This is a genomic window from Colwellia sp. 5_MG-2023 (assembly GCF_030547795.1).
Taxonomy (GTDB): Bacteria; Pseudomonadota; Gammaproteobacteria; order Enterobacterales; family Alteromonadaceae; genus Colwellia.
The window spans coordinates 1-21305 of the sequence record NZ_JAUOPW010000014.1; the positions used below are offsets into that span (position 1 = coordinate 1).

Consider the following 21305-nt stretch of genomic DNA (forward strand, 5'->3'; position numbering starts at 1 on the left):
AATAAAGCCAACGCACCAAACTTAAATCCTGCTTCTTGTATTTTTTCCGGAACAGGTTTTCCTGTTAAAAGCTCTATAAGATAATAGAGTAAGTGTCCGCCATCAAGTACCGGTAACGGTAAAAGGTTAATTATTCCTAAATTAATGCTAATTAATGCTAAAAAGCCTAAAAAATAAACAAAACCATACCCTGCACTATCACCTGCTCCTTGAGCAATTGCAATTGGACCACTTAAATTCTTAACTGATACATCACCTGTAATTAATTTGCCAATCATATTAAAACTTAGCGTAATTAAGTTCCAAGTCCGGTGAACACTTTCTCCAATTGCTGGAAATAAGCCATAGCTAATGTCAATACGGTATTCATCTGGCCAGTTATCAGATTTAGGAGAAACGCCTAAGTAACCAATTAATTTACCATTTTGTTCAATACCTTGCGGTGTTACTGCTATTACCTGTTGGTTACCAGCACGCTCAATAGTTAACGAAACTGTCTCATTTGGGTAACGTTTAATTTTATTAGCAAAATCTAACCAACCTTCAGCTATAGTCTCATTGTTAATAGCAACAAGCTTATCACCTACTTGTAAGCCACTTTTTTCTGCAGGACTATCTTTACCGATCGCTGCTAGTTCGTTATAAACAGCTGGTCTGTACGGTGTAATTCCTAAACTCGTTAAAGCAGTTGTTTTTTCTGGTGAAAACTGCCAATCTTTTGTTAATAGACTGTGACTACTTACATATTGGCTATCGCTACTTTTTGTTTTGATTACAATAGTATTAGCGCCAATTTCGCCAATTAAAGCTAAATTAACATCCTGCCAATCTTGTGTTGTTTTACCCGCAACCTCAACAACTTGCACATCACTTGGTACTTGTGCTTGAGCAGCTATAGAATTAGGGCTAATACTGCCGATAACTGGTTTAATACTTGGTACACCAATTAAAAACATGAGATAAAAAGCAAAGATAGCAAAAGCAAAGTTAGCAAAAGGACCGGCAGCAATAATTGCTATTCGTTGGTACACCGACTTTGAATTAAACGTTTTATCTTTATCTTCTTCAGCAACATCATCAACACGCTCATCAAGCATTTTGACATAACCACCAAGCGGGATCATAGCGACAACATATTCAGTACCATCTTTTCCCGTTCTACGCCAAAGTGCTTTACCAAAACCTACAGAAAAACGTTCAACTTTTACACCATTTTTACGTGCAACCCAAAAATGACCATATTCGTGCACAGTAACTAAAATACCTAGGGCAACAACAAAAGAGGCTGCATTCCAAATAAAATCAAACATTATGCTTTTTGTTCCTTAATATACAGGTAAAACTCATGAATACTCTACTAACAATTGTTGAGCAAATTCTCTAGCTCGTATATCTAAGGAAATAACCTCATTTATATTACTTACCTGTTCTGAGACAAATTTTTTCACAGAAGTTTCATTTATTTTGTAAATATCGTTAAATTTAATTGTTTCATCTAAAAATGCCGCTACTGCAATTTCATTCGCTGCATTAAGAGCTGTACATGCAGCTTGACCGCTTTCACAAGCCTCAATTGCTAATTTCAAATTAGGATACCTTTTAAAATCAACAGATTGAAAATCAAATGACGTCGTATTAAAAAAGTCTAAGGGCGCAACGCCAGAGTCGATTCTTTCAGGATAAGCTAATGCATGAGCAATAGGTGTACGCATATCAGGATTTCCCATTTGCGCAATAACGGAGCCGTCGATATATTGTACCATTGAATGAATAGTGCTTTGTGGGTGTAACACAACTTCGATATCATCTGCTGTCACATTGAACAACCATTTAGCTTCAATAAACTCTAAGCCTTTATTCATCATGGTAGCAGAATCGACCGATATCTTTCTGCCCATTTCCCAATTAGGATGTGCACAAGCTTGGTCTGGTGTTGCCATTTCAATGTCACTTAACGACCAAGTTCTAAATGGTCCGCCTGATCCTGTTAATAATATTTTACTAATACCATTTTGACCTAACTGGCAGTGCCCCACTCGTCCTTGCTCTTGCCAAGGTAAACTTTGAAAGATAGCATTGTGTTCACTATCTATTGGCAATAATTCTGCTCCTGATTTCTTAACAGCCTCAATAAAAATAGCACCAGAAGTGACTAAGGCTTCTTTATTAGCTAATAACACTCTTTTACCAGCTTCTACTGCTGCTAATGTTGCCATTAGCCCTGCTGCTCCGACAATTGCAGCCATAACTGTGTCAGAATCCTTTGAAGCAGCAATATCTAAAAGAGCGTCATTACCAGATTCTACCGTGATATTATTAAGCCCTTCTTCTGCTAGACGTAGCGTTAATAATTCAGCATGAGATTCAGAGGTCATTACAACCGTTTTAGGTAAAAACTCAATACATTGCTCAACAATTTTATCAACACTTTCATTGGCAGATAAACTCACTACGTTAAATTTTTCAGGGTGTAAACGAACAACCTCTAACGTACTCTGCCCAATAGAGCCTGTTGAACCTAAAATACAAAGCTCACGCACAGTTACTTGTTTACCTGACTTTTCTTTTATCACAAATCTTACCAACCAAATAATACGTAACAAAGTGCAAAAACAGGCGCTGTTGCAGTTAAACTATCAATTCTATCTAAAATTCCGCCATGTCCTGGCAAGATAGATCCACTATCTTTAACACCTGCTTGGCGTTTAAGCATGCTTTCATTTAAGTCGCCTAATACCGAAACGGTTGTAATTAACACGGTCACTAACAAGACTGTAATAACCTGTCCTTGATTCCATGCTAATAGATAGGCAGCAATAGCAACCAGAATACAAGCAGAAGCAATACCACCAAGGAAACCTTCAAAGGTTTTTCCTGGACTAACATTTGGCATTAATTTATTTTTACCAAAAGCTTTACCAACAAAATAGGCACCTATATCAGCACTCCATACCATTAACAATAAAAACATTAACAACTGAGCACCATGATAGGTGTCGACTTGGTAGTCATTCGCACGAATTACCATAAATGCTAGCCAAGTAGGTACTAGTGTTAGCCAGCCAAAAACACCACGAACTGAGCGATGTTTAGACCAAAAACCACTCGCTTTAGGATATGAAAGCATTAAAAAAGCAGAGAATATCCACCACGCGACAGCTAGCCATAATACGGCCAAAGCATAGCTATGTAACTGCCCAGAACTTGTCCATAAATCATTCAGTGATACGGTAGTCCAAAGACCTGCAATCAGAAAAAGTGTCGTTCCAACGAAACCTACTCTTCGAGTTGTAGTGTCAAACCCCATAAAAGGTCCCCACTCCCAAGCACCAATACCAATAATAACTAGCAATAAAATTGCAAAATACATTAAAGGTAAATAAAAGATTGCCGCAATTGCCGCAGGTGCCAAAATTAAAGCAGTAATAATACGTTGTTTAAGCAAGTTATATCCTTTTTATTTTAGTAAGTGCTAAGCCATCTTTGTTATAGTTTTTCTGACTTAACTACTTTTATTCTTCTATTTGTTTAACTTGTTCACCCGTTTTACCAAAACGGCGCTCTCTTTGAGTAAAAGCATCAATTGCTTTATCAAATTGCATTTCATCAAAGTCAGGCCATAATGTTTCAGTAAAATAAAACTCTGCATAAGCGGCTTGCCATAATAAAAAGTTGCTAATACGATAATCACCACCTGTACGAATCAGTAGATCAAGTTCGGGTAAATCAGCTAAACAAGTTTGTTTGTGCAGTGAATTTTCATTGATATCGTCAAGCGACATCTCATTTTTTTGAACTTTGCTTGCCAGCAGTTTTGCCGCATTAGCAATATCCCAACGTCCACCATAATTTGCAGCTATCGATAACACTAAGCCATCATTTAATATCGTTAACTCTTCTGATTTTTTGATACTTTTTTGTAATTTTTCAGAAAAACGACTTAAGTCACCAATCACTTGAAAGCGAATATTATGCTTGTGCAAGCGTTTAACTTCTTTGGTGAGCACAAACATAAACAAGTCCATTAGGACACTAACTTCTTTTTCTGGTCGTTGCCAATTTTCACTACTAAAAGCAAATAAAGTTAGCGCTTTTACGCCTAATTGACGCGCGCCCTTAACAACAGCTTGAACAGAGGAAACACCAGCTTTATGACCGGCAACGCGCCCTTTTCCCTGAGCTTGCGCCCAACGACCATTACCATCCATTATAATAGCAATATGATCTGGAATTATTTTTCCTTCATCTAGTGATGCTATGTCAGTAGCCACTGATTATCCTTTCATGACAAGTAAATTTATTATACAAAAACGCCAGTCAGTAATTACTACTATCTGGCGTTATTTACAAAAAACGAATTAAATTTCCATTAATTCAGCTTCTTTTTTCTCTAAAATCTCATCAACTTGTTTCACATAAATATCGGTAACTTTTTGAATACTGTCTTCAGCTTGATGATGCTCATCTTCACTGATTTCTTTATCTTTTAACAAACTTTTGAAGTCAGAATTAGAGTCACGACGAATATTACGAATTGCTATTTTACCGCCTTCAGCTTCACCACGTACTACTTTAACTAAGTCTTTACGACGTTCTTCAGTTAATGGTGGCAACGGAATACGTATCAAGGTTCCGTTTGACTGTGGATTTAAACCAAGATCAGATTTCATGATGGCTTTTTCTACTGCTGCGATCATACCTTTATCAAAAACAGTAATTGAAAGGTTACGAGCATCCGGTACTGAGATATTACCTACTTGGTTTAAAGGGCTTTCCATTCCATAATAATCAACCGTAATATTATCTAGTAATGAAGCGTGAGCACGCCCAGTTCTAATCTTATTCAGACTACCCTTAAGAGATTCAATGCTTTTTGCCATACGCTCTTGCGCATCTTCGATAATTTCATCTATCACAATGTTTCTTCCTACAATTATTTAAATAATGTTAAATTCACAATTTATACAAACTTTATAAAGCTTAATTGCTTTTTTTTCTAAAAATCAATTAAGTTTATTTATTCTTAATTACTGTGCCTTCGTCCTGTCCCATGATGACAGCTTTAAGAGCACCAGGCTTGTTCATGTTAAAAACACGAATAGGCATATTATGGTCGCGTGCTAAAGTAAAAGCAGCTAAATCCATAACTTTTAATTCTTTGTCTAATACTTCATCAAACGTCAATTCGCTGTAAAGTTCAGCTGCCGGATTTTTCATTGGGTCTTCTGAATATATCCCATCAACTTTTGTTGCTTTTAACACAACATCAGCCTCAATTTCTATACCTCGCAAACATGCGGCAGAGTCTGTTGTAAAAAAGGGATTACCAGTACCAGCAGAAAAAATAACAACACGGCCTGATTTTAATAAACTAATGGCATTAGCCCAATTATAACGTTCACAAACACCCGCTAAATCAATTGCAGACATTAATCGAGTGTTCACAAAAGCACGATGTAATGCATCACGCATAGCCAGCCCATTCATTACTGTGGCTAGCATACCCATTTGGTCACCTACAACTCGATTCATTCCGGCTTGTGCAAGCCCTGCTCCACGAAATAGATTACCACCACCAATAACAAGACCTACTTGAATATCCATTTCAACTAACTCTTTAATTTCTTGCGCCATGCGATCAAGAATTTTTGGATCTATGCCAAAACCTTCTTCTCCCATAAGAGCTTCACCACTAAGTTTAAGAAGAATACGTCGATAAGATGATTTGGGGTTAGTACTCATATGTGAAAATTCCTATTTGGCTCGCTGAAAAAAGGCTAGGGTCAAAAAAGACCGCAAACATTTTAATACGTTTAGCTTATCCAAGAAAGCCTTAACTGAAAAAACCACTATTATTATTCCAATTTTATGAAAAACCTAAAAAAAAGTATAAAAAAATGTATAAAAAAACGCCTACCTTGCAAATGCAAAATAGACGTTTTTTATTAATTCAAAAATTTTGATGAATTTAACTTAACAACAGAAGGTATTATTAATATCACTCAGAAAAACTAGTGATTAAAATACCTCTTGATAATATTAACGCTATGACATCAAATATAAAGAATATTAAGCTTTAGCAGCTGCGATTTGCGCTTCAACTTCAGCGGCAAAATCTTCATCTTTCTTCTCAATACCTTCGCCCACTTCAAGACGAGTGAAAGAAGAAATTGTAATACCTTTTTCTTTTAATACTTCACCAACAGTTTTCTTAGGCTCCATAATAAAAGCTTGACCAGTTAAAGATACTTCACCTGTGAACTTACGCATGCGACCAGAAACCATTTTTTCAGCGATTTCTTGTGGCTTGCCTTCATTCATAGCAATTTCAATTTGAATTGCTTTTTCTTTTTCAACAACTTCAGCAGGAACGTCATCAGGAGTTAAAAATTCAGGCTTACTTGCAGCAACATGCATTGCAATATGTTTAAGTGATTCAGCATCACCTTCACCTGCAACAACAACACCAATAGTAGCACCGTGACGGTAAGAAGCTAACGCTGCACCTTCAACATACTCAACACGACGAATATTGATGTTTTCACCAATTTTAGTCACTAAAGCAATACGCTTTTCTTCAAATTGTGCTTGTAATTCTTCAATTGTTACTTTTGATGCAGCAGCAACATCTAATACTTCATTAGCAAACGCTAAGAAGTTAGCATCTTTTGCAACGAAATCAGTTTGACAGTTAACTTCTAATAATGCAGCAACGCCGTTTACATCTTTAATTAAGATAGTACCTTCAGCAGCAATGTTGCCTGCTTTTTTAGCCGCTTTTGCTTGACCGTTCTTACGCATATTTTCAATCGCAAGTTCCATGTCACCGTCAGCTTCTTGTAACGCTTTTTTACAATCCATCATGCCCGCAGCTGTGCGTTCACGAAGTTCTTTAACCATTGCAGCAGTAATTGCCATGAGTTAATTCCTCTGTTTGCAGTTACCCCCATCATTACCGCTTAAACATAAAGTGTTAAACAACAATGTGATGGGAATAAATAGTAAATTAGGTGTCATAAAAGCAAAGCTGTAAATATAAATTTTATAACAATGCTTTTATGATTAAACGAATTATTGTACTTAATTATTTTTAATTACGCTTAGTTAATGAAAAAGCGTAATCAAATAATTATTCAGTTTCAACAAAACCGTCTTTTTCTGCTTGAACAACAATGTTTTGTTCACGGCCAGAAATTACAGCATTAGCAACAGCATCACAGTATAAAGTTACTGCACGGATTGCATCATCGTTACCAGGTACAATGTAATCAATGTTATCTGGATTTGAGTTAGTATCAACAACAGAAACTACTGGGATACCAAGGTTATTTGCTTCTTTAATAGCAATATGCTCATGATCAGCATCAATGATAAAAATAACATCAGGTAAACCACCCATGTTCTTAATACCACCTAAGCTCTTATCAAGCTTTTCCATTTCACGAGTACGCATTAACGCTTCTTTTTTAGTTAAAGCTTCAAAAGTACCGTCAGTGCTTTGAGACTCAAGATCTTTTAAACGTTTAATTGATTGACGAACTGTTTTCCAGTTAGTCAACATACCACCTAACCAACGGTGATTAACGAAGAATTGGTCTGATTTAATTGCTGCATCTTTGATAGCATCACTTGCAGCACGTTTAGTACCAACAAATAAAACTTTACCTTTCTTAGATGAAACATTGTTAATGAAAGCAAGTGCTTCATTAAACATAGGAACTGTTTGCTCAAGGTTGATGATATGAACTTTATCACGAGAACCGAAAATAAACGGCTTCATTTTTGGATTCCAGTAACGAGTTTTGTGACCGAAATGAACACCAGCTTTAAGCATATCGCGCATTGAAACGTTTGACATTGTATTTTCCTTTAATGGGGTTAAGCGTTCATACATCCAATACACACGACCCTTTTACTGTAATCTTGAGTTACTTTATTAAGTAAACAACAAGATATTTTCCAGCGGGGCACCCCGGTATATCTTTGATAGATGTATGTGAGTTTATAATATAATCAAGCTGACTTTAGCAGACATGACCTGTTTAATTGGCACTAAAATAAGGACTACTTTTCGTTAAAAAGTAAACTCCAATATTTCAGCGCCGCATTTTATACCATAAAAACGCATCTTTAACCAGAAAAAAATTCACTGGGATAATTACTATTATCACGGTAAAATTACCTGTAAGTAAGATAACTAATACGCTCAAACAATCAATTTTTAGGTAATCCATGACAACACAGAACATACCTGCACAGCTGTTTTTTCTATATGACAGCCATTGCCCTTGGAGTTATGTAACTACCAAGCTTGTGAATGAAATTAATCAAGCATTTCCTGCCATTACTATAAATTTATGGCATGCTGCTTTTTTTGATGGTAAGAATGATGATTCTACCAGTAGTAAGCTTAACGAAATTAAAGCCGTTGAAAACTTAGCTAATATAAAATTTCCACCGGTTTATAAAAAACTACTCGAAACCAATAAAAGCTCTATATTAGCGGCTAACTTAATGACTTGGGCACAACATAAAACGCCACATTTAGCATTAACGTTGCTAAATGCATTACAAAAGGCGCATTTTGAGCAAGGCAACAAGTTAACTAATCAAGCTGATTTAGATGATATTATCAATGAACTGAAATTATCACCACCAACGAAAGTGTTTAAAAATGATAAACTCAGCAAAGATGTTTTTATGCAGCTAGAAGAAATATATTCACTGCAAGAAATGATGAATACTGAAGCAATTCCAGCTTTATTATTGGCAGTTAATGATCAATTAATATTATTGAACCACAATTTTTATTTAACTCAACCTAGTGCCATTATTGAAGCGGTTGAATTAGAGCTAAATAAATATCAATAGAAATAATCTATTTCAATTGATATAAACACACTTAAATTTAAGAAAGAAAAGAGAATTCAATGACCATACCAATTAAAAGCCAAGATGAAATTGCTAAAATGCGTATAGCAGGGCAACTCGCTTGTGATGTATTAGAAATGATTGCTCCACATGTAAAAGCAGGAGTCACAACTAATGAACTAGACGCCTTATGTGCTGAATATACTGAAAAGGTACAGCAAGCCATTTCTGCCCCCCTAAATTACCATAACTTCCCAAAGTCTATCTGTACCTCTATTAATCATGTTGTTTGTCATGGTATTCCAGACAATACAGTATTAAAAGATGGAGATATTATCAATCTTGATATTACCGTTATTAAAGATGGTTATCATGGTGATACCAGTAAAATGTTTTTAATTGGAGAAGTTTCTCCTGAAAACAGCCGCCTATGCCGTTTAGCTCAAGAAGCCTTATATATTGGTCTAAAAAAAGTAAAGCCTGGCGCTACTTTTGGAGAAATTGGTACTGCTATTCAAAAATTCATTAAAAGCAAAGGTCGCTATTCTATTGTTAAAGATTATTGCGGTCATGGCATTGGCGTTGAATTTCACGAAGAGCCACAAATTGTTCATTACAAAAACAATGATAAAACCAAAATGCAAGAAGGCATGTGTTTCACTATTGAGCCAATGATCAACTTAGGTAAGGCAACAACTGTTTTAGACAAAGATGACAATTGGACTGTTTATACCAGTGATAGTAAAAATTCTGCTCAATGGGAACATACACTGGTTGTTACTAAAACAGGCTGTGAGATTTTGACCTTAAGAAAAGAAGAAAGCATTAGCCGTATTTTACATAACTAAAAAATATCAGTCACTTTCTGAATCAAAGGTAAGCATGTGAATAATCATCCAATAGAAAGCCATATAATCCCTTCAGATTTTATAGAGCGCTTAGCCATTACCGCTGACACTTTATCTAGCAAAGATATTTGCCAATTAACACTTAACTTCAATGAGTGGCTAAAAGCAGCCTTTTCTGAACATGATGTTCAAGACCTTTTGACTGCTCGAGCAATGTTTGTTGATAACATACTTGCTAAGCTTTGGTGTCAACACCACCTTGACGAATCTCAAATAAGCTTAATCGCTGTAGGCGGTTATGGCCGTGGTGAACTGCATCCTTTTTCAGATATTGATATTTTATTATTAACTCAACCTGATATTGATTTAGTTTTAGAAGAAAGAATTTCGAGTTTTATCACTCAGCTATGGGATATAAAGCTAGATATAGGACACAGTGTACGTTCAATTAAAGAATGCATTAAACAAGCAATTAATGATGTCACTATAGCAACGAACTTAATGGAAATGAGGCAAATAGCTGGTAATGAAGCACTTACACAGCAACTATTACCTTTATTAAACGATGATGCATTTTGGACTTCTAAAAACTTCTTTCTAGCTAAACGAAAAGAGCAAAAACAGAGACATTTACAATATCACGGTGCAGCCTATACTCTAGAGCCGAACTTAAAAGCAAACCCAGGCGGATTACGTGATATTCAAACAATTGCTTGGGTTGCAAAGCGTCACTTTCTCGCTGATTCCCTTGAAGAGCTTGTAGAACATCAATACCTTTACCCTAATGAATTATCTGAACTAATTGAAGCACAAGACTATTTATGGCGTCTGCGTTTTGCCTTGCATTTTGTTGCTAAGCGTAGCGAAAATCGTTTGTTGTTTGATTATCAAGCCGATGTCGCGAAAATGATGGGCTTTGGTGATGAAGGTAAAGCACCTGTTGAACGAATGATGAAGCGTTTTTATCGCATCATTTCTCGAGTTTCAGAACTTAACACGATTTTATTGCATCGATTTCAACAAGAAACAATTCAAGATCCTAAAGAAGCTGATATTAAAGTAATTAATCAGGATTTTGAATCTGTTGATACCCTAATTAATGCAACCAGCAACAGAGTTTTTATGCGTTCAGCAAAAATGCTCGAAATGTTTTTAATTATTGCTCAAGAGCCCAATATCAAAGGTATTCATTCAAATACACTACGGTTAATGAGAAATGCAAGACGTCGGTTAGTTTCGGGGTTAGTTGATTATGCTCAGTGTCGTCAAATTTTCATGGCTATTATTAAACACCCAAGAGGACTAGGTTTAGCGTTTAATTTGATGCACCGTCATGGAATTATTGGTTCTTATCTCCCGTTATGGCGCAATATCGCAGGTCAAATGCAATTCGATTTATTTCATGCTTACTCTGTTGATGAACATAGCTACCGTGTTGTCAAAAACTTGTATCAGTTTAGCCAAAAAGAACATAACCACAAATTCCCTTTGTGTAGCAAAATAATGCAAAAAATACGTAAACCAGAAGTTTTGTATTTAGCAGGAATTTTTCATGATATAGCGAAAGGCCGTGGCGGCGATCATGCTAAATTAGGCGCTGTCGATGCGTTAATATTTTGTCAATCTCATCAAATGAGTAAACATGACAGTAGAATGGTTGCTTGGTTAGTTGAGCAACATTTAATAATGTCAGTAACAGCACAACGTCGCGATATTAATGATGAAAATGTTATTCGCACTTTTGCTGGCACTGTCCGTGATGAAGCACATTTAGATTATTTATACTGTTTAACCGTTGCAGATATGCGAGCGACTAATGAAAGCTTATGGAATAATTGGAAAGCCAACTTATTACATGACTTATACTTTAATACCCTAAGAGCACTACGTCGTGGTTTATCAAAGCCAGTTGAAACACGTTCTAAAATCCGTGAAAATCAGCAGCAAGCTAGAGATATATTAGCGACAACTCATATTGATAAAAGCCAATTGGATTCTTTATGGCGAGAATTCAGAGCCGATTATTTCTTACGGTACTCGCCAGAGCAAATAGCCAGACACTGTCAACGTATAATAGGTCACGATAGAACAGAGCCACTAGTCATTATTAGTACGAAGCCTTACCGAGGTGGAACAGAAGTTTTTGTTTTTGCGAAAGAAAAAGTAAATACCTTTGCTAGTATAGTACAAGTATTAGGGGCTAAAAAACTTTCCATACATGATGCAAAAATTATTACGACAAAAACAGGCTATACCGTCAATACCTTCATCATCCTAGACTCACGAGGAAAAGCCTTAAAAGAGAGCTACCAAACCGCTGAAATAACGAAAGCTCTTAGCGAAAAGCTTAAGCAAGATGATTGCGGTGATATTCCATTGCAACCGGCAAGAAGAGAAGTAAAACAATTTAAGTTTCCATTAAAAGTAAGCTTTATTAAAATTAAAGCCAAAAGTAAAACAATGATTGAAATTATTGCACTAGATAGAGCTGGCTTATTAGGTAATATCGCGCAAGTTTTTCAACAATTACATATTAATATTCATTCAGCTAAAATCACAACTTTTGGCGAAAAGGCTGATGATGTTTTCACTATATCAACCTATGAGAACATGGCATTAACCGAAGAAGAAAAACAACAGCTTTCTGATAAATTAACTCAGGAAATAGATTAAAATAAATTTAAATAAGTTTAAATAAGTAATAGGAATTTTAAATGACCGACTTAACGGCTTTAGCAAACACCATAGAGCAAGCTTTTGAAGATAGAGCAAACATAAGCCCTGCAACAGTTACCAATGAAGTAAAAACAGCTGTATTAGCATCTTTATCAGCACTAAATAATGGCTCTGCACGTGTTGCTGAAAAAATTAATGGCCAATGGCATGTCCATCAATGGTTAAAAAAAGCGGTATTACTTTCTTTTCGTATATGGGACAACCAAGTTATAGACGGTGCTGAAAGTACTTTTTTTGATAAAGTACCAATGAAGTACAGCGATTATACACAAGAAATGTTTGAGGCTGATGGGGTGCGTATTGTACCTGGCGCATCAGTACGTACGGGTAGTTTTATCGGTAAAAATGTCGTAGTGATGCCAAGCTTTGTTAATATTGGTGCTTTCGTTGATGAAGGGTGTATGGTTGACGGCTGGGCCACCGTTGGCTCGTGTGCTCAAATAGGTAAGAACGTTCACTTATCTGGCGGCGTTGGTATTGGTGGTGTATTAGAGCCCCTACAAGCAGGTCCAACAATCATAGAAGATAATTGTTTTATCGGCGCACGCTCTGAAATAGTTGAAGGTGTTATTGTCGAGGAAGGTGCCGTTATTTCAATGGGCGTTTATATTGGCCAAAGTACACGTATCTATGACCGCGAAACCGGTGAAATACATTATGGTCGTGTTCCGGCAGGCTCTGTTGTTGTCCCTGGAAACCTCCCATCTAAGTGTGGAAAATATAGTTTATATGCCGCAATAATTGTGAAAAAAGTGGATGCAAAAACACGTGAAAAAACAGGCATTAATGAGCTGTTACGTTTAGCTGACTAACAACCAGAAAATTGAGACATTAATGGTTCAATGATCTAATTCAGTTAAAATTACAAAAAAGCATTACACAAAAAAGACGGTAAGTTAGCTAACTTACCGTCTTTTTAGTTTATTATACTCGGGATTGCCAACTATTTTTTAAGTTGCTCATCCATTTCTTCAATTTTCACTTTCCAAATCGCTGGTCCTGTAACATGAGCAGACTCACCTGCGCTGTCAACGGCAACGGTTACTGGCATATCCTCTACTTCAAATTCATAAATAGCTTCCATTCCTAGTTCTTCAAAAGCAACTACGCGCGCTTTCTTCACAGCCTTAGAGACTAAATATGCTGCACCACCAACGGCCATTAAATATACTGACTGATGTTTTTTAATATTTTCAACGGTCGCTGCGCCACGTTCAGATTTACCGATAGATCCTAAAAGGCCGGTTTCAGATAGCATCATGTCATTGAATTTATCCATACGTGTAGCTGTGGTAGGGCCTGCAGGACCAACAGCTTCATCACCAATTGCATCAACTGGGCCTACGTAATAAATAAACTTATTAGTAAAATCTACAGGTAATTTCTCACCTTTAGCTAACATGTCTTGAATACGTTTATGGGCGGCATCACGACCGGTTAAAATAGTACCACTAAGCAGAACAGTTTCTCCTGTTTTCCACTCAGCTATATCAGCTTTAGTTAAGCCATCAACGTTAACACGACGGACATTCTCGCCGACTTCCCAAGTAATATCAGGCCACTCTTCAAGTTTAGGTGGTGTTAAATCTGCTGGACCTGAGCCATCTAAATGAAAGTGAATATGGCGTGTAGCCGCACAATTTGGAATCATTACTACAGGTTTAGACGCAGCATGAGTGGGCACAGCATTAATTTTCACATCAACAACTGTTGTTAAGCCACCTAATCCCTGTGCGCCAATACCTAATTTATTAACACGTTCAAAAATCTCTAAACGTAATTCTTCTTCTGCGTTTTGTGGGCCTCTATCCATCAATTCTTGAATATTAACAGGGTCCATTAAACTTTCTTTTGCTAATACACCTGCTTTTTCAGCTGTACCACCAATACCAATACCTAACATACCTGGTGGGCACCAACCAGCTCCCATAGAAGGTAATGTAGCGACAACCCAATCAGCAATAGAATCAGACGGGTTTAACATCGCCATTTTTGTTTTATTTTCACTACCGCCGCCTTTGGCAGCAATCATAACTTCAATTTCATCACCTTCAACTAAGTCAATATGAACAACTGAAGGTGTGTTATCTTTTGTATTTTTGCGAGCTCCGACTGGGTCTGCAACAATAGATGCACGTAAAGGGTTATCTGGATTCATATAAGCACGACGTGTGCCTTCATCCACCATTTGCTGAACAGTCATATCAGTTTTATCCCACTGAACAGCCATACCTACCTTAACGAAACAAGTTACAATGCCTGTATCTTGGCAAATAGGACGTTTTCCTGTAGCTGACATACGTGAGTTAATAAGGATTTGTGCAATGGCGTCTTTTGCCGCGGTATTTTGCTCTTTATGGTAAGCTTTTTCTAGCGCTTGAATAAAATCGAGCGGATGATAATAAGAAATATATTGAAGTGCATCTTCAATACTATCGATTAAGTCTTGTTGCTTGATAATTTTATGGGACATGTTGCTCTCAGCTTTCGTTAAAAATATAAATTCATTTGGGTATATAAAATGTTTCCATTATAATACCTCTCTATTGAAACTGCTGCTAGTAGCCAATAGCAAAATTTGTAGATTTATACTCAACATAAACCGAACAAATACCTTATAAATACGTCAATTAGTAGAGTGACTATCACCTTGCATTCCAATACCCTACCTTCATTTAATCCATTGAAACTTTCAGTTGAGCAATTAACATTCGAAAATGAAGTTACTCCTTTAGATTTATTCACGCCATTATCAAATACTCCTTGGTCTATTTGGTTAGATTCAGGACAAAGCCAGCATATTGATGTTTGCTTTGATATTTTAGTGTGGCACCCCAACGTTACTTTATGTACATATGGTGACAAAACGACAATATGCGATGTAAAAACTAAACACACATATACAAGTGAAGAAGATCCTTTATCTTTAGTCGAAAAAGTTCAACAACAGGTATTATTGCCGCTTGAAGTATCACAACAAATGCTTCCTTTCTTAGGCGGAGCTTTAGGCTACTTTTCGTATGATTTAGGGCGACGTTTTGAGAAGTTGCCAGCACAAGCAGAGCAAGATATTACATTGCCAGAAATGGCTGTTGGTATATATAGTCAAGCAATAATATTTGATCATAAGCACCAACAATTCTATTTAGTTTGCCCTCCTGAAAACCGTTCAGAAATAACGTGTTTTTTACAAACGTTATTGAAAAAAGCAAAAAATAAAGCGACTAATGCTAAACAAACACAGTTTACCTTACTATCAGACTGGCAAAGTAATATGGATAAAGCCAGTTACACAGAAAAATTTGGTCAAGTTCAAAACTATTTACTATCAGGCGATTGTTATCAAATTAATTTAGCGCAACGTTTTAAAGCACAATACCAAGGTAATGAATTTGAAGCATATTGTGCTCTTAGAGCAAAAAATAAAGCCCCTTTTTCTGCTTTCATACAATTAGACAATGCTAGTATCTTAAGTGTTTCTCCTGAACGTTTTTTACAAAAGAAACAAAATAAAGTTCAAAGTAAGCCCATAAAAGGTACTATGCCTAGAAGCACTAATAAAACAGAAGATCAAAACAACGCTGACATTCTCGCTAATTCAACAAAAGATCGTGCTGAAAACTTGATGATTGTTGATTTACTTCGCAATGATATATCTAAAGTATGCAAGCCAGGGACAGTTGTTGTGCCTAAACTATTTGATATTGAAAGCTTTCCAGCAGTACATCATTTAGTTAGTACCGTCGAAGGAGAAATTGCAGAGCACAATAGTGCGAGTGATTTGTTACGAGGTGCATTTCCAGGTGGTTCAATTACTGGTGCACCAAAAATCCGCGCGATGCAAATTATTGAACAACTTGAACCACACCGACGTAGCGTATACTGTGGTAGTATTGGTTACATTTCAAGCTGTGGTACTATGGATACCAATATTACTATTCGCACATTAATTTGTGAAAAAAGCCAGAAAAACACGTCAACTACACCTAATCATATATATTGTTGGGCTGGTGGTGGTTTAGTTGCTGATTCTATTGCAGCAAGTGAATATCAAGAAACATTTGATAAAGTAAATTGTATTTTGCCTGTGCTAAAAAAGTTGGGTAAATAAGAGGAAAATAGTAATGAATAAAAATGAATTTCTCTTTAGATTTCATCTGAAACAACACTATGATTCTTGTCATACATATCAACATAAAGCGCCATTAAAATCAGCTGCTGTATTAATTGCGCTGTTTGATAATAATAGTAAAGCTGATGACCCTTTTTCACCTGATGGCTTACAAGTATTACTAACAAAAAGAGCGAGCCACTTAAAACATCACCCCTCACAAATAAGTTTCCCCGGCGGTAAGGTGGAATTAACCGATACTAATTTAGTTCATACGGCATTAAGAGAAGCACAAGAAGAGGTGGGGTTGGATCCTAAAGCGGTCAATGTTATTGGTCAATTACCTAATTATGAAATTATTAGTGGTTATCAAGTGACACCAATTGTCGCCATGATTAACTCCCTTCAAACATACCAAAAAGATGAAAATGAAGTAGATGAAATATTTCATGTACCACTAAAGCATTTTTTACAGGATAAAAACCATCATATCGTCAAATCTTATCGTAACGGCTGCCATCACAATGTCCACTTCTATCCTTACCGACACTATAATATATGGGGAGCAACAGCTTCCATGATAAAAGACTTGGTCACGCGAATAAAATAATATAGGTTGTAACAAACAGTAAATTTCAGCTATCATCACATAAATTAATAACAACAAAATATAAGATTATTCAAATTTTATTCGGTATTTAATTATGATTAGTGTATTTGATATGTTTTCAATTGGCATCGGACCATCTAGCTCTCATACAGTTGGCCCGATGAAAGCTGCAAAACTTTTTGTGGATTCACTTAAAGCGGAGGCATTACTGACTAAAACGAATAGAGTAAAATGTGAGTTATTTGGCTCTTTAGGTCAAACAGGTATTGGGCACGGTACAGGTAAGGCCGTTATTTTAGGTTTATCTGGTGAAGCACCTGAAAGTATTCTAGTAGATTCCATTGATAAAATTCTTGCTCAAGTAGTTGAAACTAAAAAAATTAAACTCGATGGCAGTCATATCGTCAACTTTCCTAAAGATAATGCCATTATTTATCATCATAGAAAAACATTACCAGCACACGCGAATGCAATGACTCTTTTTGCCTATCACGACGAAACCCTTCTTTTAGAACAAACATATTACTCTATTGGTGGTGGCTTTATCGTACAAGACATTGACTTTGAAAGAGAAAAAGATAAAGCGTTATCACTACATGAAAATATCGATAAACCACACAAGTTTACTAATGCCGCAGAATTATTAGCAATCGCTCAAGAAAAAGGCCTTAGTATTAGTACAATCATGATGGATAATGAAAAATGTTTAAATGATGAGGCATTTATTCGTGCTGAATTGATAAATATTTGGCAAGCTATGCGTAGCAGTGTCGATCGTGGCATCGCCACTGAAGGTATTTTACCAGGTGGTTTAAAAGTAACTCGCCGTGCACCTGCTCTATATCGCTCTTTAATGGTAGAAAGATCTAATGATCCATTAACAGCAATGGATTGGGTCAACTTATTTGCACTTGCTGTTAATGAGGAAAATGCGGCCGGTAGCCGTGTTGTTACGGCACCAACAAATGGAGCTGCGGGTATTATTCCAGCCGTATTATGTTACTACGATAAGTTTGTCAAACCCGTTTCTGATGATGATTGTAGCCGATACCTACTTACTGCAGCAGCTATTGGTATTTTATATAAAACCAATGCTTCTATTTCCGGTGCAGAAGTAGGCTGTCAAGGAGAGGTAGGCGTTGCTTGTTCTATGGCTGCTGGTGCACTAACTGAAATTATGGGCGGAACACCTATCCAAGTAGAGAATGCAGCAGAAATAGGTATGGAGCACAATTTAGGTCTGACCTGCGACCCTGTTGGTGGTTTAGTCCAAGTACCTTGTATTGAACGAAATGCAATGGGCTCAGTAAAAGCAATTAATGCATCTAGATTAGCACTTCGTGGTAATGGCACATCGAAAGTATCTTTAGATAAAGTAATCAAAACCATGTGGGAAACAGGTAATGATATGAAAACAAAATATAAAGAAACTTCTCGAGGGGGTTTGGCAGTAAATATCACAGAGTGCTAATTCACTGCCAGTATAAAGTTTGGTTAATCAACAATTGATGTAATTGATACCGTAGCTAGTCGATGGTTTATTTAGTGGGTAACTCTATATCAGCAAACATTTCATCGACTTCTGTATTGTTTTTTAACAACATAGCTTGAGTCACAACATGCTTATTTAAATGTGGAGCAAATCGTTCAATAAAATCAAACATATAACCACGTAAAAAACTACCTCGTCTAAAGCCTATTTTTGTGGTACTTGCACTAAATAAATGACTAGCATCAATAGTTACAAGGTCATGATCAATTTTAGGATCAATCGCCATAGTAGCAATTACACCAATACCAATACCTAAACGAACATAAGTTTTAATTACATCAGCATCTGTGGCTGTAAAAGCAATTTTAGGTACAGCACCAGCTTTTTCAAATGCAGTGTCTAATTCAGAGCGCCCAGTAAAACCAAACACATAGGTAACTAAAGCATATTTAGCAATATCCTGAATCGTTATATCTGTTTTGCGTGCTAAAGGATGATCTTTACACACGATAATACTACGGTTCCAGTGATAACAAGGCAGCATAACCAAATCGTTATAGAGGTGTAGTGACTCAGTTGCTATAGCAAAGTCAGCATCACCTTTTGCCGCTGCATCACTAATTTGTGCAGGTGTCCCTTGAGACATTTGTAGTGATACTTTGGAGTATTTTTTAATAAAACCTTGTATCACTTCAGGTAAAGCATATCGTGCTTGCGTATGCGTAGTTGCAATACGTAACTTTCCTTCATCAGGCTGAGTATGCTCGCGAGCAACAGCTTTGATACCTTCAACCTTTGAAAGTATTTGTTGGGAAATATTAATAACTTCTTGGCCCGCAGGCGTAACATGAGTTAAATGCTTACCACTACGACCAAAAATTTGAATTCCTAATTCATCTTCCAGCATTCTAACTTGTTTAGAAATACCTGGTTGGGAGGTGAAAAGCACTTCTGCCGTAGCTGAAACATTCAGGTTATTATTCAGCACTTCAACGATGTAGCGCAATTGTTGCAATTTCATATATATACCAAAGCCAAGATTTTTAGGAACACTCTTAGACCAAAAGGATATACTTAATTGAACATTTATTCCATGTTAAATTGCATTTTTTGTAAATAAAATTCAACATTAATGGAAAAAACACCTAAAGATTATTTTATTATAATTTATAACCACCAATAAGATTGGTTAATTATTCCCTACACTTGAATGTTCATTTTAATATTCAGTTTTCAAAGATTAGTTTTAATATGAAGTACTCTAATTAAATCTGGTAATTAAATGTAAGTTAGGCTTTGCTAAACATGACATTTTTTGTAGACTGACAGCTATCAAAGTGAATAATTGTTCACATTATTAAAACAAGAGCTTTAACATGATCGCTATTATCATAGGTTTACTCATCACACTCGTTGTATTAGTTGTGGTTGTCAGTGCCTTTCAACAACATAAAGAAAAGCAAGATGCAGAAAAAAGAGTTAAGGTAGCAAAGCAAAAAGCTATTATGGATGAAAGCGAAGAACTGATACTTAATTTAGTTAATCTTCCTTCCAGCCCAAAACTAACCCGAATATTAGCTAATCGAAGCTTAACTGCCGCAACTACAATGCGAGAATTAAAGCCTGAGGTTAAGGGGCTTGAAGATAGAATTAACGCGCTTAAGGCTCAAATCAAGGCAGCAGAAGAATTAACAACTAGCCAAGGTAACGATGAAAATTTTGTACTTCCGGAGAATGAGCAGCAAGTATTAGCGGTTCTACAATGCATTAAAAAACTACGTGTCATAATTAAATCTGAGCAAAAAAAGGGTGCCCTTGATCCGCAAACGTTTACACAAGAGGATCAACGTTTAGACGCAATGCAATTGAAAATTAATATAGAAAGTTTAATGAAACGAGGCATACAAGCACAAAATAAAGAGATGTTTGGCTCAGCACGCCAATACTTTGAAAAAGCCTTACAAACAATGGCGAACCATCCAATAAAAACAGACTATATCAATACAAAAACTAGTGAAATAGAGCAACAATTAGAAGATATAACAGACTCATTAAAAACAACCAACGCGTCCGATGCCGCGAAAAGGGCGAAAGAAGAAGAAAATGAATTAGATATTTTATTCCAGCCTAAAAAGAAATGGTAGCAACACTACCTTTAGCTTGATATAGATTAAAACTAAGCCAGCTTTTGCTGGCTTTTTCTTATAGCTTTACCCAATGAGATTATAACGTGGAAAAAAATAATTCCATTACACTAAACTCCTTCTTACGTAGAACAATGAAGGCTTATGCTTTAAAGGCTCACATAAGAGAACAAGGCTGTGAACTTAAACGTATTGGTCGCTCTCGTCATTGGCTGCTTACTGCAAACTTTGAACAGCTACAGGCAATAATTACCTTTATAGAAGCCTCAAATGAACCGAGTTGGTCATGGTTAACTAAACTGTTAAAAAGTGAATACCAACACTTGAGTCATGATGAGCTACTCAGGATTGCATCAACAATAGACAATGTCACGATAAGTGCGCTTATTGCCAGAACAGACTGCACTATAGCGCAAGCAAGGAAAATTATCGATGAGTTGGAAGGGTTTGATTAGATCGATAAGCTTGTGGCGAGCCTTGAGTTAATAGTGAT

General features: G+C 36.3%; 19 protein-coding genes. 9 read left to right on the forward strand and 10 right to left on the reverse strand.

Features of this window, described 5'->3' with window-relative positions:
• The 8 genes from rseP to rpsB form a co-directional block, all read right to left on the reverse strand.
• A partial coding sequence (rseP, locus tag Q4496_RS10680) for a sigma E protease regulator RseP (RefSeq protein ID WP_303610433.1) occupies window positions 1-1310 on the reverse strand: 1310 nt, incomplete at its 3' end.
• Window positions 1311-1343: 33 nt separating this feature from the next.
• A complete protein-coding gene (gene ispC, locus Q4496_RS10685; RefSeq protein WP_303610453.1) occupies window positions 1344-2540 on the reverse strand; it encodes a 1-deoxy-D-xylulose-5-phosphate reductoisomerase in 1197 nt (398 codons plus the stop codon).
• A gap of 38 nt (window positions 2541-2578) precedes the next feature.
• Window positions 2579-3445: a phosphatidate cytidylyltransferase gene (locus Q4496_RS10690; protein WP_215973732.1), complete on the reverse strand. Its 867-nt coding sequence runs from the start codon at window positions 3443-3445 to the stop codon at window positions 2579-2581.
• 67 nt (window positions 3446-3512) lie between these two features.
• Window positions 3513-4271, reverse strand: a complete 759-nt coding sequence (gene uppS, locus Q4496_RS10695) for a polyprenyl diphosphate synthase (RefSeq protein ID WP_215973731.1) — start codon at window positions 4269-4271, stop codon at window positions 3513-3515.
• 87 nt (window positions 4272-4358) lie between these two features.
• Window positions 4359-4916 (reverse strand): ribosome recycling factor, encoded by a 558-nt coding sequence (gene frr, locus Q4496_RS10700; RefSeq protein ID WP_215973730.1) that lies wholly within the window; start codon window positions 4914-4916, stop codon window positions 4359-4361.
• 97 nt (window positions 4917-5013) lie between these two features.
• Window positions 5014-5742 (reverse strand): UMP kinase, encoded by a 729-nt coding sequence (pyrH, locus tag Q4496_RS10705; RefSeq protein WP_215973729.1) that lies wholly within the window; start codon window positions 5740-5742, stop codon window positions 5014-5016.
• Between the two features lie 327 nt (window positions 5743-6069).
• A complete protein-coding gene (tsf, locus tag Q4496_RS10710) occupies window positions 6070-6918 on the reverse strand; it encodes a translation elongation factor Ts (RefSeq protein ID WP_303610434.1) in 849 nt (282 codons plus the stop codon).
• Between the two features lie 211 nt (window positions 6919-7129).
• Window positions 7130-7858, reverse strand: coding sequence for a 30S ribosomal protein S2 (rpsB, locus tag Q4496_RS10715; protein WP_215973727.1), 729 nt, complete (start codon window positions 7856-7858; stop codon window positions 7130-7132).
• A gap of 374 nt (window positions 7859-8232) precedes the next feature.
• Between rpsB and Q4496_RS10720 the strand changes: the two genes are divergently transcribed.
• The 4 genes from Q4496_RS10720 to dapD are packed head-to-tail and all read left to right on the forward strand — an operon-like array spanning window position 8233 to window position 13267.
• On the forward strand, window positions 8233-8871 hold the full coding sequence (locus Q4496_RS10720; protein ID WP_252727563.1) for a DsbA family protein: 639 nt from the start codon (window positions 8233-8235) through the stop codon (window positions 8869-8871).
• Between the two features lie 59 nt (window positions 8872-8930).
• Complete coding sequence (map, locus tag Q4496_RS10725) at window positions 8931-9719, forward strand: type I methionyl aminopeptidase (protein ID WP_215973726.1); 789 nt, start codon at window positions 8931-8933, stop codon at window positions 9717-9719.
• Window positions 9720-9755: 36 nt separating this feature from the next.
• Window positions 9756-12392 carry a [protein-PII] uridylyltransferase gene (glnD, locus tag Q4496_RS10730; protein ID WP_215973725.1) on the forward strand — a complete coding sequence of 879 codons (2637 nt, stop codon included), beginning with the start codon at window positions 9756-9758 and terminating at the stop codon, window positions 12390-12392.
• Between the two features lie 41 nt (window positions 12393-12433).
• A complete protein-coding gene (dapD, locus tag Q4496_RS10735) occupies window positions 12434-13267 on the forward strand; it encodes a 2,3,4,5-tetrahydropyridine-2,6-dicarboxylate N-succinyltransferase (RefSeq protein WP_215973724.1) in 834 nt (277 codons plus the stop codon).
• Window positions 13268-13398: 131 nt separating this feature from the next.
• Here the strand turns inward: dapD and Q4496_RS10740 are convergent, their stop codons facing one another.
• A complete protein-coding gene (locus Q4496_RS10740) occupies window positions 13399-14928 on the reverse strand; it encodes a fumarate hydratase (protein WP_215973723.1) in 1530 nt (509 codons plus the stop codon).
• 210 nt (window positions 14929-15138) lie between these two features.
• Between Q4496_RS10740 and pabB the strand changes: the two genes are divergently transcribed.
• The 3 genes from pabB to Q4496_RS10755 all read left to right on the forward strand — a co-directional run bounded on the left by pabB (window position 15139) and on the right by Q4496_RS10755 (window position 18647).
• The gene (gene pabB, locus Q4496_RS10745) at window positions 15139-16566 is read left to right on the forward strand and encodes an aminodeoxychorismate synthase component I (protein WP_303602065.1); all 1428 of its coding nucleotides are present in this window, start codon (window positions 15139-15141) and stop codon (window positions 16564-16566) included.
• A gap of 13 nt (window positions 16567-16579) precedes the next feature.
• On the forward strand, window positions 16580-17176 hold the full coding sequence (locus Q4496_RS10750) for a CoA pyrophosphatase (RefSeq protein WP_215973722.1): 597 nt from the start codon (window positions 16580-16582) through the stop codon (window positions 17174-17176).
• 94 nt (window positions 17177-17270) lie between these two features.
• Window positions 17271-18647, forward strand: a complete 1377-nt coding sequence (locus tag Q4496_RS10755; RefSeq protein ID WP_303610435.1) for an L-serine ammonia-lyase — start codon at window positions 17271-17273, stop codon at window positions 18645-18647.
• A gap of 67 nt (window positions 18648-18714) precedes the next feature.
• Here the strand turns inward: Q4496_RS10755 and cysB are convergent, their stop codons facing one another.
• Window positions 18715-19689, reverse strand: coding sequence for an HTH-type transcriptional regulator CysB (gene cysB / locus Q4496_RS10760; protein WP_215973720.1), 975 nt, complete (start codon window positions 19687-19689; stop codon window positions 18715-18717).
• Window positions 19690-20044: 355 nt separating this feature from the next.
• Here cysB and Q4496_RS10765 point away from each other — a divergent pair, with 355 nt between their 5' ends.
• Window positions 20045-20812 (forward strand): hypothetical protein, encoded by a 768-nt coding sequence (locus tag Q4496_RS10765; protein WP_215973719.1) that lies wholly within the window; start codon window positions 20045-20047, stop codon window positions 20810-20812.
• Between the two features lie 86 nt (window positions 20813-20898).
• The gene (locus Q4496_RS10770; protein WP_215973718.1) at window positions 20899-21267 is read left to right on the forward strand and encodes a ribosome recycling factor family protein; all 369 of its coding nucleotides are present in this window, start codon (window positions 20899-20901) and stop codon (window positions 21265-21267) included.
• Window positions 21268-21305 lie beyond the last annotated feature (38 nt).

Excerpts from the sequence above, each read along its gene's own strand:
- pyrH (WP_215973729.1), bottom strand. The coding sequence starts at position 5,742 with ATGAGTACTAACCCCAAATCATCTTATCGACGTATTCTTCTTAAACTT.
- tsf (WP_303610434.1), bottom strand. The coding sequence starts at position 6,918 with ATGGCAATTACTGCTGCAATGGTTAAAGAACTTCGTGAACGCACAGCT.
- rpsB (WP_215973727.1), bottom strand. The coding sequence starts at position 7,858 with ATGTCAAACGTTTCAATGCGCGATATGCTTAAAGCTGGTGTTCATTTC.
- Q4496_RS10720 (WP_252727563.1), top strand. The coding sequence starts at position 8,233 with ATGACAACACAGAACATACCTGCACAGCTGTTTTTTCTATATGACAGC.
- map (WP_215973726.1), top strand. The coding sequence starts at position 8,931 with ATGACCATACCAATTAAAAGCCAAGATGAAATTGCTAAAATGCGTATA.
- dapD (WP_215973724.1), top strand. The coding sequence starts at position 12,434 with ATGACCGACTTAACGGCTTTAGCAAACACCATAGAGCAAGCTTTTGAA.
- Q4496_RS10740 (WP_215973723.1), bottom strand. The coding sequence starts at position 14,928 with ATGTCCCATAAAATTATCAAGCAACAAGACTTAATCGATAGTATTGAA.
- Q4496_RS10750 (WP_215973722.1), top strand. The coding sequence starts at position 16,580 with ATGAATAAAAATGAATTTCTCTTTAGATTTCATCTGAAACAACACTAT.
- Q4496_RS10755 (WP_303610435.1), top strand. The coding sequence starts at position 17,271 with ATGATTAGTGTATTTGATATGTTTTCAATTGGCATCGGACCATCTAGC.
- cysB (WP_215973720.1), bottom strand. The coding sequence starts at position 19,689 with ATGAAATTGCAACAATTGCGCTACATCGTTGAAGTGCTGAATAATAAC.
- Q4496_RS10765 (WP_215973719.1), top strand. The coding sequence starts at position 20,045 with ATGATCGCTATTATCATAGGTTTACTCATCACACTCGTTGTATTAGTT.